Source organism: Pseudomonas sp. BRM28, from assembly GCF_002939405.1.
GTDB lineage: Bacteria > Pseudomonadota > Gammaproteobacteria > Pseudomonadales > Pseudomonadaceae > Aquipseudomonas > Aquipseudomonas palmensis.
Genome location: NZ_PEFV01000001.1, coordinates 3,221,933 through 3,235,513 on the forward strand (window position 1 = coordinate 3,221,933; position 13,581 = coordinate 3,235,513).

The following is a 13,581-nucleotide window of genomic DNA, read 5'->3' on the forward strand; positions in this document are numbered from 1 at the left end:
TGTTATTATTCCGCAACTTTTGTATTTGCCCGACCAGGTAGTCCTATGTCTGACCGCAGCGCCCGTTACCAAGCACTTCAGCAAGCCCTCAAAGAGCGCATACTGATCCTCGATGGCGGCATGGGTACTATGATCCAAAGCTACCGCCTGGAGGAACACGACTATCGTGGCACGCGCTTTGCCGACTGGCCTAGCGACGTCAAGGGTAACAACGACCTGCTGCTGCTTTCGCGCCCCGACGTGATCGCGGCCATCGAGAAAGCCTACCTGGATGCCGGCGCCGACATCCTCGAAACCAACACCTTCAACGCCACCCAGGTATCCCAGGCCGACTACGGCATGGAATCGCTGGTGTACGAACTCAACGTGGAAGGTGCGCGCATCGCCCGCCAGGTGGCCGATGCCAAGACCCTCGAAACCCCCGACAAGCCGCGCTTCGTCGCCGGGGTGCTGGGCCCCACCAGCCGGACCTGCTCGATCTCCCCGGATGTCAACGACCCCGGCTACCGCAACGTCACCTTCGACCTGCTGGTGGAAAACTACATCGAGGCCACCCGCGGCCTGATCGAGGGCGGCGCCGACCTGATCCTGATCGAGACCATCTTCGACACCCTCAATGCCAAGGCGGCGATCTTCGCCGTGCAGCAGGTGTTCGAGGACGACGGCATCGAGCTGCCGATCATGATCTCGGGCACCATCACCGACGCCTCGGGCCGTACCCTCTCGGGCCAGACCACCGAGGCGTTCTGGAACTCGGTACGCCACGCCAACCCGATCTCGGTGGGCCTGAACTGCGCACTGGGCGCCAAGGACCTGCGCCCCTACCTCGAAGAGCTGTCGAACAAGGCCGGCACCCACGTTTCGGCGCACCCCAACGCCGGCCTGCCGAACGCCTTCGGCGAGTACGACGAGACCCCGGCCGAAACCGCCGCGGTGATCGAAGAGTTCGCCGCCAGTGGGTTTCTGAACATCATCGGCGGTTGCTGCGGCACCACCCCGGGGCATATCCAGGCCATCGCCGAGGCAGTGGCCAAGTACCCGCCACGGGCGATCCCCGAGATTCCCAGGGCCTGCCGCCTGTCGGGCCTGGAGCCGTTCACCATCGACCGCAGCTCGCTGTTCGTCAACGTCGGCGAACGCACCAACATCACAGGTTCCGCCCGCTTCGCGCGGCTGATCCGTGAAGAGAACTACACCGAGGCGCTGGAAGTGGCCCTGCAGCAGGTCGAGGCCGGCGCCCAGGTGATCGACATCAACATGGACGAAGGGATGCTCGATTCCCAGGCGGCCATGGTCAAGTTCCTCAACCTGATCGCCGGCGAACCCGACATCTCCCGGGTGCCGATCATGATCGACTCCTCCAAGTGGGAAGTGATCGAGGCCGGCCTCAAGTGCATCCAGGGCAAGGGCATCGTCAACTCGATCTCGATGAAGGAAGGCGTCGAGGCGTTCAAGCACCATGCCCGCCTGTGCAAGCGCTACGGCGCCGCCGTGGTGGTGATGGCCTTCGACGAGGTCGGCCAGGCCGATACCGCCGCCCGCAAGCGCGAGATCTGCAAGCGCAGCTACGACATCCTGGTCGATGAGGTGGGCTTCCCGCCCGAAGACATCATCTTCGACCCGAACATCTTCGCCGTGGCCACCGGCATCGAGGAACACAACAACTACGCGGTGGACTTCATCGAGGCCTGTGCCTACATCCGCGACCACCTGCCGTATGCACTGACCTCCGGCGGGGTATCCAACGTGTCGTTCTCGTTCCGTGGCAACAACCCGGTGCGCGAGGCGATCCACTCGGTGTTCCTCTACCACGCGATCCAGAACGGCCTGACCATGGGCATCGTCAACGCCGGCCAGCTGGAGATCTACGACGAGATCCCGGCGCTGCTGCGCGAGAAGGTCGAGGACGTGGTGCTCAACCGCACCCCCGACGGCACCGATGCGCTGCTGGCGATTGCCGACGACTACAAGGGCGGCGGCGCGGTCAAGGAGGTCGAGAACGAGGAGTGGCGTTCGCTGCCGGTGGACAAGCGCCTCGAGCACGCCCTGGTCAAAGGCATCACCGCGTTCATCGTCGAGGACACCGAGGAGTGCCGCCAGCAGTGCGCGCGCCCCATCGAGGTGATCGAGGGGCCGCTGATGAGCGGCATGAACGTGGTGGGCGACCTGTTCGGCGCAGGCAAGATGTTCCTGCCCCAGGTGGTCAAGTCGGCGCGGGTGATGAAGCAGGCGGTGGCTCACCTGATCCCGTTCATCGAACTGGAAAAAGGCGACAAGCCCGAGGCCAAGGGCAAGATCCTGATGGCCACGGTCAAGGGCGACGTGCACGACATCGGCAAGAACATCGTCGGCGTGGTGCTCGGCTGCAACGGCTACGACATCGTCGACCTGGGCGTGATGGTGCCGGCCGAGAAGATCCTGCAGGTGGCGCGCGAGCAGAAGTGCGACATCATCGGCCTGTCGGGGCTGATCACACCGTCGCTGGACGAAATGGTGCACGTGGCCCGCGAGATGCAGCGCCAGGACTTCCACCTGCCGCTGATGATCGGGGGGGCAACCACCTCCAAGGCGCATACCGCGGTGAAGATCGAGCCCAAGTACAGCAACGACGCGGTGGTCTACGTGACCGACGCCTCGCGTGCGGTGGGCGTGGCCACGCAGTTGCTGTCCAAAGAGCTCAAGCCGGCCTTCGTGCACAAGACCCGCGAGGACTACGTGGAGGTGCGCGAACGCACCGCCAACCGCAGCGCGCGCACCGAGCGCCTGAGCTATGCGCAGTCGATCGAGGCCAAGCCGAAGTACGACTGGTCTGACTACCAGCCGGTGGCACCGACCTTTACCGGTACCCGCGTGCTGGAGAACATCGACCTCAAGGTGCTGGCCGAGTACATCGACTGGACGCCGTTCTTCATCTCCTGGGACCTGGCTGGCAAGTACCCGCGCATCCTCAACGACGAGGTGGTGGGCGAAGCGGCCACCGCCCTGTTCGCCGATGCACAGGAAATGCTGGCCAAGCTGATCGACGAGAAGCTGATCAGTGCCCGCGCGGTGTTCGGCTTCTGGCCGGCCAACCAGGTGGCGCACGACGACATCGAGGTGTACGGCGATGACGGCCAGCCCCTGGCCCTGCTGCACCACCTGCGCCAGCAGACGATCAAGCCCGACAGCAAGCCCAATTTCTGCCTGGCCGACTTCGTGGCGCCCAAGGACAGCGGCATCACCGACTACGTGGGCGGCTTCATCACCACCGCCGGCATCGGCGCCGAGGAAGTGGCCAAGGCCTACCAGGACAAGGGCGACGACTACAGCTCGATCATGGTCAAGGCCCTGGCCGACCGCCTGGCCGAGGCCTGCGCCGAGTGGCTGCACGAGCAGGTGCGCAAGGAGTACTGGGGCTATGCCAAGGACGAGCACCTGGACAACGAGGCGCTGATCAAGGAGCAGTACGCGGGTATCCGCCCTGCCCCGGGCTACCCGGCGTGCCCGGACCACACCGAGAAGGAAACCCTGTTCCGCCTGCTCGACGGCACGGCGATCGGCGAGACCGGCCCGAGCGGCGTGTTCCTCACCGAGCACTTCGCGATGTTCCCGGCGGCGGCGGTCAGCGGCTGGTACTTTGCCCACCCGCAGGCGCAGTACTTTGCCGTGGGCAAGGTCGACAAGGACCAGGTCCAGAGCTACACCGAGCGCAAGGGGCAGGACCTGGCGGTAACCGAGCGCTGGCTGGCGCCCAACCTGGGGTACGACAACTAAGCGCTGGTGAGGTAAGGGTCTACACTGAGCTGAAGCCTTTTACAGGAGCAGATCATGGAAGACCCGGCCGAACACAAACCGCCGACCTTCTGGCAAATGCTGCACAGCGTGCTGGCTGCAGCCTTTGGCGTGCAGACCGGCAAGAACCGCGCCCGCGACTTCACCCACGGCAAGCCCGCGCACTTCATTGCGCTGGGCACGGCCTTCACGCTGGTGTTCATCCTGGTGCTGATAGGGCTGGTTCAGCTGGCGATGCACCTCACCGCCCGCTGAGGCGACCGCGTTGGCGCCTTCGCCGGCAACGCCGGCTCCTACAGGTCATGTGTGGCCCTGTGGGAGCCGGCCTTGCCGGCGAAAAGGCCGGTACAGCCTCAGGGCTCCAGCCCGATCCCGCGCAGTATCACACTGGTCACCGTCTGCAACGCCCGCTCGAACTGCGGTTCGCTCAGCGGCTGGTGCGCGTTGAGCAGGTTCACCTGGTGGCTGAAGTCGGCGTAGTGCTGGGTCGAGGCCCAGATCATGTACAGCAGCCCCGAGGGCTCCACCGGCAGAATCCGCCCGTCCTCGACCCACTGGCGAATCTTGCCCTCCTTGAGCTTGGCCCATCCGTACAGGCTGTCATCCAGCGCCGCCCCCAGGTGCGGCGCACCGTGGATGATCTCGTTCGCCCACACCTTGGAGCCGTGCGGGCGGGTCCAGGAATGGTTCATCTTGGCGCGGATATAGGTGCTGAGCACGATGCGCGGGTCATCGTAGAGCTCGAAGCACAGGGCGTCCTGCTTCCACACTTCCAGCAAGCCGAACAGCACCGCCTGGTACAGCTCGGCCTTGGTGCTGAAGTAATAGTGCACGTTGCTGCGCGGCAGCGCGGCGGCCTCGGCGATGTCGGCCATGGCCGTGCCGGCAAAGCCCTTCTCGGCAAAGACCTTTTCTGCTGCCAGCAGGATGCTGTCGACATTGCGTTGGCGAATGCTGTGCTTGTGCGCGGCCATGGGCGGGTCCGTTGCGGATGACCCTGCAAGGCTACCACCGCCAGGGCGATTCGTGCCGCACGCTCAAAAAAGTTGTGCCGCGGGCGGTGTTTTTCAGCGCCGTGCGCTGTCCGATACTGCGCCTCACCGCATTACATCCCACACAAGAGGACGCACTCCATGACTATTCCCCTGCTCGGCCTGGGCACCTTCCGGCTCAAGGACCAGGTGGTCATCGACTCGGTCAGCCAGGCCCTCGAACTGGGCTATCGGGCCATCGACACCGCGCAGATCTACGGCAACGAGGCCGACGTCGGGCACGCCATCGCCGCCAGCGGCGTTGCACGCAACGAGCTGTTCCTGACCAGCAAGATCTGGACCGAGAACCTGGGCGCCGACAAGCTGATCCCCAGCCTGAAAGAGAGCCTGCACAAGCTGGGCACCGACTATCTGGACCTGACCCTGATCCATTGGCCGTCGCCCAAGGGCGCCGTGCCGGTGGCCGAGTTCATGGGCGCCCTGCTCGAAGCGAAGCGCCAGGGCCTGACCCGCCAGATCGGCGTGTCCAACTTCACCATCGCCTTGCTGCGTCAGGCCATCGAGGTGGTGGGCGCCGAACAGATCGCCACCAACCAGATCGAGCTGCACCCCTACCTGCAGAACCGCACGCTGGTGGATTTCATGCACGAACAGGGCATCGCGGTGACCTCCTACATGACCCTGGGCTATGGCAAGGTGCTGCACGATCCGCTGATCCAGCAGATCGCCGAACGCCATGGCGCCACCCCGGCGCAGGTGGCCCTGGCCTGGGCTAAGCAGCTGGGCTATGCGGTGATCCCCTCCTCGACCCGGCGTGAAAACCTGGCCAGCAACCTGAAGGCAGCGCAGCTGCGCCTGAGCGAACAGGACATGGCGCAGATTGCCGGCCTGGACAAGGGCGAGCGCCTGGTCGACCCCGAGTCGCTTGCACCCGCCTGGGACTGATCAACCGCGGTCGGTGCACACCTTGGCCAGTTTCAGGTACTGCACGGTGTGCTGCCGGCCGGCAGAGTCCACGTAGGTCATGTACGCCTTCACCACGTCGCAGACCTCGGTGGCCGGCTCGTCCAGTTGCACCACGCGCGCCACGTCCAGTGGCATGCCGTACTGATAGACCGTGGTCGTCTGGGCCTGGGCGGCACCGGCCAGCAACAGCGCCAGGGGCAGCAGCGTTCGCAGCGTCATGACAGTTCTCCCGTGAAATGGAAGGCACGCCCGGCACCGGCGCGCGCCGACCCTTTCAGTGTGGTGCCATGCCTGCCCTGGCGTCGCTTTCGCGGATCAACGGCATGCCCATCGCCTGCGCATAGCCGCTGGGGGCGAAGCGCCAGGTCACCAGCAGCATCAGCAGCACCGTCACGCTCAGCAGCAGCCAGGAGGCCTGGAAGTCGCCGCTGACGTCGCGCAACCAGCCGGTGACGTAAGGCACGATGCCGGTGATGATGAAGCCCACGCCCTGCACGAACGCCGCCAGCGCCCCCGCACTGGCGGGGGCCTTGAGGTGCTCGAGGGTCAGCGTGAGGCTGAGGCTGAAGCACGCGCCCAGGCCGAAGCCGATCAGGGCCACCCATAGCCCGGCGATTGCCGGGGCCAGCAGCAGGCCGACAAAGCCTGCCAGTTGCACGGTCAACGCCAGCCACAGGCCGGGGCGCCGATCCACCAGGCGACGCAGCAGCAAGGGCAGCCCGAGGGCGCCGGCCACCTGGAACACGGTCATCAGCCCCACCAGCTCGCCACCGCCCTGGGCACTGCCGCCGACCTGCTGGTAGTAGGCCGGCAGCCACGCCACCATGCTGGTGTAGCCGCCATTGATCAGCCCGAAATAGACCGCCAGCAGCCATGCCCGACGGCTGCCGAACAGGTGCCCGCTGGCACCTGCGCCGCCGACCGCCGCTTCGAGCTGCGGGCGCACCCAGGCCCATACCGCGAACGCCAGCAAGGCCGGCAACAGCCAGATGCCCAGGCCTGCCTGCCAGTGCGAGAACTGCTCGGCCACCCGCGGCCCGAGCACGGCGGCGGCCCCGCCGCCGCTCATCAGGGCTGCCGAATACACACCCATGGCCATGGCCAGGCGGTGAGGAAACCAGCGGTTGACCAGCCCCGGCATCAGCGCCTGAATGCAGGCCACCCCAAGCCCGGCCAATGCTGCGCTGGCGATCAGCGCAGCGGCGGAGTCGAGGGTCAGGCGCCAGGCGCAGGCCAGCGCGATGGCGGCCAGCCCGGCGAGCATCGCGCCCTGCTCGCTGACCCAGCGGCGCAACCAGGGTTGCAGCAAGGGCACCAGCCCCATGCACAGCACGGGCAAGGCGGTCAGCAGCGCGGCCTGCTGGTAACCGATGCCGGTGCTCTGGCGGATGGCCTCCAGCAATGGGCCGATACTGGTGAGGATGGGCCGCAGGTTCAGCGCCATCACCACCACCAGCAACAGCAGCAAGGTACTGCGAGCCTGCTCGCGCATCACCCCTGCACCTGCCGCCAGGCGGCGTACAGGCCCTGCTCGCCGGCTGGCTTCAGGGGTGCCAGGGGCAGCGACTGCTGCTGCGGCGGGCGTGCCATCTGCGCGTACACCGCTGCCGTCGACAGGCCATAGGGCTCGCCGTCTTCGTTGCTGTAGGCGAACCAGGCACGCTCGATACCGCACAGGTGCATGGCGGCCAGGCACATCGGGCAGGGGTGGCCGGTGGCGTAGATTTCGCAGCCCTCCAGGCGCGGGCTGCCGAGCACCTGGCTGGCCAGGCGGATGGCCTGCAGTTCGGCGTGGGCGGTCGGGTCCTGGGTCAGGTGGATCTGGTTGACCGCCTCGGCGATCACCCGGCCCTGGTGCACCAGCACCGCCGCGAACGGGCGGCCGCCGGCCTGGATGTTCGCCCGGGCCAGCCCCAGCGCTTGCTGCATGAAATGTTCGTTGGCCATGGTCAGGCTCCTGTCAGGTTCAATGGGCATCGTGGGCCAGCAGCAACTCGACGATCCGCTGCTGGCCGCGTTCCCGGGCGTGCTGCAGGGGCGTCACGCCCTGGCGGTCGGCAAGGTTGACGTCGGCACCGGCGTCTATCAGCAGTTGCACGATGGCCTGGTGGCGCGGGCCGCCATCGCTGAGCAGGATGGCTTCGAGCAGCCCGGTCCAGCCCAGCGAGTTCACGTGGTCGGGTGCAACGCCGGCGGCCAGCAGGCGGGCGACCACCTCGACATGGCCGCGCTCGCATGCGGGGATCAGCGCCGTGCCGCCATAGCGGTTGGTGCTCTTGAGGTCCGCGCCATGGGCCAGGGTCATCTCCAGAATCTGCAACTGGCCTTCGGCGCCGGCCAGCAGATACGGGCTGTCGTGCATCCAATTGCTGGCGTTGACGTCGGCGCCGGCGTCGATCAACCGGCGCGCCGCCGCCACATGCCCGCCGGCGGTGGCCAGCAGCAGCGGCGTATTGTTGCGCGAGTCGCGCTGATCGACGTCGGCGCCCTGGGCCAGCAAGGCGCCGACGCGGGTGGGGTTGCCGCTGGCGGCGGCTTCGAGCAAGGTGTCGGCCGCCCCGGCGGCCCCGGCGATGCCGAGGCTGGCGCACAGCCCGGCAACCCCGTACATCCAGTGTCTGAGCAATGACATGGCGCCTCCTTTGGTGCAATGAAGCGGGATTATCCGAGGCTTGGGGTGTAGCATGAAATTAATTGATTTCATGCATACCAGTGGGTAATCGAATGCTTGACCCCGTACTGCTGCGCAGCTTCGTGACCGTGGTGGAAACCGGCAATTTCACCCGCGCCGCCGAACGCCTGCACCTGACCCAGTCGACCATCAGCCAGCAGATCATTCGGCTGGAGCAGCACCTGGGGGTGCGCCTGCTGGATCGCAGCCAGCGCCAGGTGTGGCCGACCGAAGACGGCGAGCGCCTGCTGGGGTATGCCCGGCGCCTGCTGCGCCTGGACGAAGAGGCGCGCCAGGCGTTCAGCCCGGTGCAGGCGCAACGGGCACTACGCCTGGGGGTGCCGGAAGACCTGGCCGGGGAAGTGCTGACCGAGCCATTGAGCCGGTTCATCGGCGAGCGCCCGCATGTGCGCCTGGAGGTCGAGAGCGGGCTGAGCAGCCCGCTGCTGCGCCTGTACCGTGATGGCGAGCTGGACTTGCTGCTGGTCAAGCAATGGGGTGCGGACCGCGACCGCCATGCCGGCTGGCGCGAGCCGTTGTCGTGGGTGTGCAGTGCCGGGCAGACGCAGCTGGCCGACCCGGTGCCGCTGGTGGTGTTTCCGGTGGGGGCGCTGTACCGGCAGGAAATGATCAATGCGCTGGAAGCCCGTGGGCGCAGCTGGCGTATCAGCTATTCGAGCACCAGTCTGGCCAGCCTGGGGGCGGCGGTGAGTGCGGGGTTGGGCGTGAGCCTGATACCGACCCGCAGCGTGTTGCCGACCCATCGGGTGCTGGGTGAAGCGCAGGGGTTTACCCCGGTCCAGGGCCTGGAGCTGGCGTTGTACGGGCGCAAGGGGCTGGACGCCGATGGCCTGGCGCTGCGCGAGCTGCTGCAGACCCTGTGCGAGCAGCGCGCAGGGTGTCGAGGGGGCCAGCCCCCTACTCCCCCGCCACCCGCGCCCGGTAGCTCCCCGGGCTCTCCCCCGTCCATTTCTTGAACGCGCGATGAAACGCGCTGGGCTCCTGGAAGCCGGTCTGCTCGGCAATCTGCGCCACGCTCAACACACCATCGCGCAGACACTCGAACGCCAGTGCACGGCGCACCTCGTCCTTGATCTGCTGGTACGAACACCCCTCACGCTCCAACTGCCGGCGAAAACTGCTCGGGCTCAGGCCCTCGGCTGCCGCCATGCCCAGCAAGGTTGGCCACTGCCCGTACTGACGCCCGCGCAGATGCCGGTATACCCGCGCCGCCAATCCGTTCTGGTTGCGGTAGCGCACCACCAGCCACTGCGGCGCACTGCGCAGGAAGGTCTTGAGCGCACCCAGGTCCTGCACCACCGGCAAGCGCAGGTAGTGCGCCGAGAACTCGACCTGGGTGCGGCCACTGCCCAACTGCAGGTTCGGCCCCCACAGCAACGCGTCGTCCTCCAGCACCGCACGCCCGTCGCGCAGTTCGGTACGGTCGATGGCGATGCGCCGCCCCCCCAGCCAGCACAGCAGGCTGACCACCAGCACCAGGAAGGTCTCCTCTGCATATACCCGAGTCTGCGCATCGTCGAAATGCGACTCCAGGCTGATCACCGCACGCTGCCCACGCACCACCAGGCGCCCGCGCACGTCACGCAGGAACAGGCCGAAGTTGCTCAGGCACTGGCGCAAGGCCTTTTCCAGCGTCGGCTCCTGGATCAGCCCACGACAGATCAGGGCGAAACTGCCCAGCGGCATGCCGTGGCTGTCGAGGTTGAAGAATTCGTCGCCCAGGTCTTCAATGAGCAGCAGCCACAGCCGTGCGAACGCCCTGGCCGGCACCCGTGCATCGGGTGCGTCCACCACCGCCGGGTCGATGCCCGCCTGCACCAGCAACGCACTGGCGCGCGCCGGCTGTTGGCGCAGTGTGTACAGCATGATGTGCACGAAGTACACCGCGACCGAATCGTTTTCCCGCATGACTGTTTCCGCTATGCAGCGTAAGAATATGGCAAAAAGTGCCAGCCTCGCTGGGCAGTTATGGCATAGGCCCAGGCGTGACCTTTGCCTAGACTCGAACCCATCCCGAGCGTGGCCCCGGGCGCCATTCTGGCAGAGCCAGGCAGCGCCCCGCCACGCTTTCGCACACTGGAGTCGCGTATGAACACCCCGCAAATCTATGTAGTGAGCGCCGTTCGCTCGGCCATCGGCACCTTCGGCGGCTCGCTCAAGGACCTGCCCCTGGCCGACCTGGCCACCCAGGTGACCCGCGCCGCCATCGAACGCTCCGGCATTGCCCCCGAACAGATCGGCCACATGGTCATGGGCAACGTGATCCCCACCGAGCCGCGTGACGCGTACCTTGGCCGCGTGGCTGCGATGAACGCCGGCGTACCCAAGGAAACCCCGGCATTCAACGTCAACCGCCTGTGCGGCTCGGGCCTGCAGGCCATCGTCTCGGCCGCGCAGAGCCTGCTGCTGGGCGAGGCCGAGGCGGTGATTGCCGCCGGCGCCGAATCCATGAGCCGCGGCCCGTACCTGCTGCCGCAGGCGCGCTGGGGCGCGCGCATGGGTGACCTGAAGGGTGTCGACTACATGCTGGGCATTCTGCAGGACCCGTTCGAAGGCTTTCACATGGGCATCACCGCCGAGAACGTGGCGGCGAAAAACGGCATCACCCGCCAGATGCAGGACGAGGTGGCCCTGACCAGCCAGCAGCGCGCCGCCCGCGCCATCGCCGAAGGCCGTTTCACCAGCCAGATCGTGCCCATCGAGATCCCGAGCCGCAAAGGTCCGGTACGTTTCGAGGTGGACGAGCATGTGCGTGGCGATGTGAGTGCCGAGCAACTGGCCGGCATGAAGCCTGCCTTCAAGAAGGACGGCACCGTCACCGCCGGCAACGCCAGCGGCCTCAACGACGGCGCCGGCGCCCTGGTGCTGGCCACCGGCGAAATGGTCGAGCGCCTGGGCTTGCGCCCGCTGGCGCGCCTGGTGGCCTATGCACATGCAGGCGTCGAGCCCGAGCTGATGGGCCTGGGCCCGGTGCCGGCCACGCGCAAGGTGCTGGAAAAGGCCGGCCTGAGCGTCGCCGACCTGGACGTGATCGAGTCCAACGAAGCCTTCGCTGCCCAGGCCTGCGCCGTGTCGCGGGAACTGGGCCTGGACCCCGAAAAGGTCAACCCCAACGGCTCGGGCATTTCCCTGGGCCACCCGGTGGGGGCCACCGGGGCCATCATCGCCACCAAGGCGATCCATGAGCTGCAACGTATCCAGGGCCGCTACGCGCTGGCCACCATGTGCATCGGCGGCGGTCAGGGTATCGCCGTCGTGTTCGAACGTGTTTGAGTCGGAGTTAACCGTGAGTATTGAAAACATCGCCGTGATCGGCGCCGGCACCATGGGCAACGGGATTGCCCAGGTGTGTGCAGTGGCCGGCTACCAGGTCACCCTGATCGACGTGTCCGAGGCCGCGCTGGAGCGTGGCCTGGCCACCCTGCGCAAGAACCTGGAGCGCCAGGTCAGCAAGCAGACCCTGCAGGCCGAACAGGCCGAGGCAGCCCTGACGCGCATCGCCACCAGCACCGACTACGCGCAGCTCAAGGGCGCGCAGCTGGTGATCGAGGCAGCCACCGAGAACCTCGCCCTGAAGGTGAAGATTCTGCAGCAGGTGGCCGCCAGCGTGGCCGACGACTGCGTCATCGCCACCAACACCTCGTCGCTGTCGATCACCCAGCTGGGCGCATCGGTGAGCCAGCCCGAACGTTTCATCGGCGTGCACTTCTTCAACCCGGTGCCGATGATGGCGCTGGTCGAGATCATTCGCGGCCTGCAGACCAGCGACGCCACCTACGCCAGCGCCATGGCCCTGACCGAGCGCGTGGGCAAGACCGCCATCAGTGCCGGCAACCGCCCGGGCTTCGTGGTCAACCGCATCCTGGTGCCGATGATCAACGAGGCGATCATGGTGCTGCAGGAAGGCCTGGCCAGCGCCGAGGACATCGACACCGGCATGCGCCTGGGCTGCAACCAGCCCATCGGCCCGCTGGCCCTGGCCGACCTGATCGGCCTGGACACGCTGCTGGCGATCATCGAGTCGTTCCACGACGGCTTCAACGACAGCAAGTACCGCCCCGCTGCCCTGCTCAAGGAAATGGTCGCCGCCGGCTACCTGGGGCGCAAGAGCGGCCGCGGCTTCTTCACCTACTGAGGTACGGGCATGCCGCAGACCTGCGCCGAACGTTGCGCCAACTTTGAAGAACGTCGGGACAAGGCACTCGAACTCTTTGCGGTCAAGGGGTTCGGCCAGGTCAGCATGCGTGAACTGGCCAGCCACCTGGGGCTGACGGCAGGCTCGCTGTATCACCACTTCCCGAGCAAGCAGCACCTGCTGTTCGACCTGATCGAAGAGCTGTTCGAGGAGTTGCTGGCCACCCTGCAGCCCCGTGGGCGCGGCAAGCCCGAGGCCACGGCGTTGAGCCGGGTGATAAAGGCACACTGGGCGCTGCATGCCGAGCGCCCGTTGCAGTTTCGCCTGGCCGAACGTGACCTGTGCTGCCTGAGCGAGGAACAACAGGCACGTATCGCCCAGCTGCGCCGTGAATACGAAACCCGCCTGTTGCAGCTGATCGCCCCTCACGCGGCCCTGCCGCCGCCGGCCCGGGAGGCGACCGGCCATGTCATCGCCACGCTGCTCAACAGCCTGCCCGGCTGGTTGCAGGCCTCACCGCTGGGGCAGCCACAACGCCTGGCGCTGATGGAAAACATGCTGCTGGGGGCGATAGAGCGCACCCTGCAGACCGGTGCGCTGGACGCTGCCGCTTGAACTCACGCCAACGTCAGGCCTATTTCAGGAGTTCCTGAATCTGGTCGCGCAGGCTGTCCAGGTCGAACGGCTTGGCCAGGATCGGTGCCTTGAACGCGATCGGGCTGCCCGACTCGCGGATCTCCGCCGGGTAGCCACTGATGAAGATCACCTTCAGGTCCGGGCGCAGCTTGACCGCAGGTTCGGCGATCTGTACCCCTGAAATGCCGCCCGGCAGGCGGAAGTCGGTCACGATAAGGTCCAGGTGCGGCTTGCTGGCCAGGATCTTGAATGCCTGCTCGCCATCTTCGGCCACCAGCACGTGATAGCCCTCGCCTTGAAGATAGTCCTTCAGGATCATGCGAATGACCGGTTCGTCTTCGACGACCAGTACTACATCTTGCGCATCTTCACTCATGCCAATGCCTTCA

General features: G+C 66.5%; 14 protein-coding genes. 7 read left to right on the top strand and 7 right to left on the bottom strand.

Features of this window, described 5'->3' with window-relative positions:
• Positions 1-45 precede the first annotated feature (45 nt).
• Positions 46-3,753, top strand: a complete 3,708-nt coding sequence (gene metH / locus CR917_RS15165; RefSeq protein ID WP_104572571.1) for a methionine synthase — start codon at positions 46-48, stop codon at positions 3,751-3,753.
• A gap of 54 nt (positions 3,754-3,807) precedes the next feature.
• Positions 3,808-4,026, top strand: a complete 219-nt coding sequence (locus tag CR917_RS15170) for a DUF2970 domain-containing protein (RefSeq protein ID WP_043864080.1) — start codon at positions 3,808-3,810, stop codon at positions 4,024-4,026.
• Between the two features lie 98 nt (positions 4,027-4,124).
• Here CR917_RS15170 and CR917_RS15175 read toward each other — a convergent pair whose 3' ends face one another.
• A complete protein-coding gene (locus tag CR917_RS15175) occupies positions 4,125-4,745 on the bottom strand; it encodes a TetR/AcrR family transcriptional regulator (protein WP_043864081.1) in 621 nt (206 codons plus the stop codon).
• Between the two features lie 159 nt (positions 4,746-4,904).
• Between CR917_RS15175 and dkgB the strand changes: the two genes are divergently transcribed.
• Complete coding sequence (dkgB, locus tag CR917_RS15180) at positions 4,905-5,708, top strand: 2,5-didehydrogluconate reductase DkgB (protein ID WP_104572572.1); 804 nt, start codon at positions 4,905-4,907, stop codon at positions 5,706-5,708.
• On the opposite strand, the gene CR917_RS15185 is transcribed toward dkgB, so the two are convergent.
• Genes CR917_RS15185 through CR917_RS15200 form a run of 4 tightly spaced genes read right to left on the bottom strand, consistent with a single transcriptional unit; the run spans position 5,709 to position 8,361 of the window.
• Positions 5,709-5,948 carry a DUF2790 domain-containing protein gene (locus tag CR917_RS15185; RefSeq protein WP_078481167.1) on the bottom strand — a complete coding sequence of 80 codons (240 nt, stop codon included), beginning with the start codon at positions 5,946-5,948 and terminating at the stop codon, positions 5,709-5,711.
• A 55-nt stretch (positions 5,949-6,003) separates the two neighbouring features.
• The gene (locus CR917_RS15190; RefSeq protein ID WP_054914319.1) at positions 6,004-7,221 is read right to left on the bottom strand and encodes a cyanate transporter; all 1,218 of its coding nucleotides are present in this window, start codon (positions 7,219-7,221) and stop codon (positions 6,004-6,006) included.
• Positions 7,221-7,676, bottom strand: coding sequence for a nucleoside deaminase (locus tag CR917_RS15195; RefSeq protein ID WP_054914318.1), 456 nt, complete (start codon positions 7,674-7,676; stop codon positions 7,221-7,223). The genes CR917_RS15190 and CR917_RS15195 overlap by 1 nt, the downstream gene beginning before the upstream one ends.
• 19 nt (positions 7,677-7,695) lie before the next feature.
• The gene (locus CR917_RS15200) at positions 7,696-8,361 is read right to left on the bottom strand and encodes an ankyrin repeat domain-containing protein (protein WP_080922938.1); all 666 of its coding nucleotides are present in this window, start codon (positions 8,359-8,361) and stop codon (positions 7,696-7,698) included.
• A 92-nt stretch (positions 8,362-8,453) separates the two neighbouring features.
• Here CR917_RS15200 and CR917_RS15205 point away from each other — a divergent pair, with 92 nt between their 5' ends.
• Positions 8,454-9,377 carry a LysR substrate-binding domain-containing protein gene (locus tag CR917_RS15205; RefSeq protein WP_081315101.1) on the top strand — a complete coding sequence of 308 codons (924 nt, stop codon included), beginning with the start codon at positions 8,454-8,456 and terminating at the stop codon, positions 9,375-9,377.
• On the opposite strand, the gene CR917_RS15210 is transcribed toward CR917_RS15205, so the two are convergent.
• Positions 9,319-10,329: an AraC family transcriptional regulator gene (locus CR917_RS15210; RefSeq protein WP_104572573.1), complete on the bottom strand. Its 1,011-nt coding sequence runs from the start codon at positions 10,327-10,329 to the stop codon at positions 9,319-9,321. The two genes, CR917_RS15205 and CR917_RS15210, sit on opposite strands and share 59 nt — an antisense overlap.
• Positions 10,330-10,509: 180 nt before the next feature.
• On the opposite strand from CR917_RS15210, the gene CR917_RS15215 reads away from it, so the two are divergent.
• From CR917_RS15215 to CR917_RS15225, 3 genes are read left to right on the top strand one after another with little or no spacing between them, the layout of a single operon-like run.
• Positions 10,510-11,694 carry an acetyl-CoA C-acyltransferase family protein gene (locus CR917_RS15215; protein ID WP_043861759.1) on the top strand — a complete coding sequence of 395 codons (1,185 nt, stop codon included), beginning with the start codon at positions 10,510-10,512 and terminating at the stop codon, positions 11,692-11,694.
• Positions 11,695-11,707: 13 nt separating this feature from the next.
• A complete protein-coding gene (locus CR917_RS15220) occupies positions 11,708-12,556 on the top strand; it encodes a 3-hydroxybutyryl-CoA dehydrogenase (RefSeq protein ID WP_043861758.1) in 849 nt (282 codons plus the stop codon).
• A gap of 9 nt (positions 12,557-12,565) precedes the next feature.
• A complete protein-coding gene (locus tag CR917_RS15225; protein ID WP_043861757.1) occupies positions 12,566-13,171 on the top strand; it encodes a TetR/AcrR family transcriptional regulator in 606 nt (201 codons plus the stop codon).
• Positions 13,172-13,190: 19 nt separating this feature from the next.
• Here the strand turns inward: CR917_RS15225 and CR917_RS15230 are convergent, their stop codons facing one another.
• Positions 13,191-13,568: a response regulator gene (locus CR917_RS15230; RefSeq protein ID WP_043861756.1), complete on the bottom strand. Its 378-nt coding sequence runs from the start codon at positions 13,566-13,568 to the stop codon at positions 13,191-13,193.
• Positions 13,569-13,581: the final 13 nt, after the last annotated feature.

Bases quoted from the DNA above. Each gene is read 5' to 3' on its own strand.
- CR917_RS15225 (WP_043861757.1), top strand. From the start codon at position 12,566: ATGCCGCAGACCTGCGCCGAACGTTGCGCCAACTTTGAAGAACGTCGG.
- metH (WP_104572571.1), top strand. From the start codon at position 46: ATGTCTGACCGCAGCGCCCGTTACCAAGCACTTCAGCAAGCCCTCAAA.
- CR917_RS15185 (WP_078481167.1), bottom strand. From the start codon at position 5,948: ATGACGCTGCGAACGCTGCTGCCCCTGGCGCTGTTGCTGGCCGGTGCC.
- CR917_RS15170 (WP_043864080.1), top strand. From the start codon at position 3,808: ATGGAAGACCCGGCCGAACACAAACCGCCGACCTTCTGGCAAATGCTG.
- dkgB (WP_104572572.1), top strand. From the start codon at position 4,905: ATGACTATTCCCCTGCTCGGCCTGGGCACCTTCCGGCTCAAGGACCAG.
- CR917_RS15190 (WP_054914319.1), bottom strand. From the start codon at position 7,221: ATGCGCGAGCAGGCTCGCAGTACCTTGCTGCTGTTGCTGGTGGTGGTG.
- CR917_RS15230 (WP_043861756.1), bottom strand. From the start codon at position 13,568: ATGAGTGAAGATGCGCAAGATGTAGTACTGGTCGTCGAAGACGAACCG.
- CR917_RS15210 (WP_104572573.1), bottom strand. From the start codon at position 10,329: ATGCGGGAAAACGATTCGGTCGCGGTGTACTTCGTGCACATCATGCTG.
- CR917_RS15195 (WP_054914318.1), bottom strand. From the start codon at position 7,676: ATGGCCAACGAACATTTCATGCAGCAAGCGCTGGGGCTGGCCCGGGCG.
- CR917_RS15205 (WP_081315101.1), top strand. From the start codon at position 8,454: ATGCTTGACCCCGTACTGCTGCGCAGCTTCGTGACCGTGGTGGAAACC.
- CR917_RS15175 (WP_043864081.1), bottom strand. From the start codon at position 4,745: ATGGCCGCGCACAAGCACAGCATTCGCCAACGCAATGTCGACAGCATC.
- CR917_RS15200 (WP_080922938.1), bottom strand. From the start codon at position 8,361: ATGTCATTGCTCAGACACTGGATGTACGGGGTTGCCGGGCTGTGCGCC.
- CR917_RS15215 (WP_043861759.1), top strand. From the start codon at position 10,510: ATGAACACCCCGCAAATCTATGTAGTGAGCGCCGTTCGCTCGGCCATC.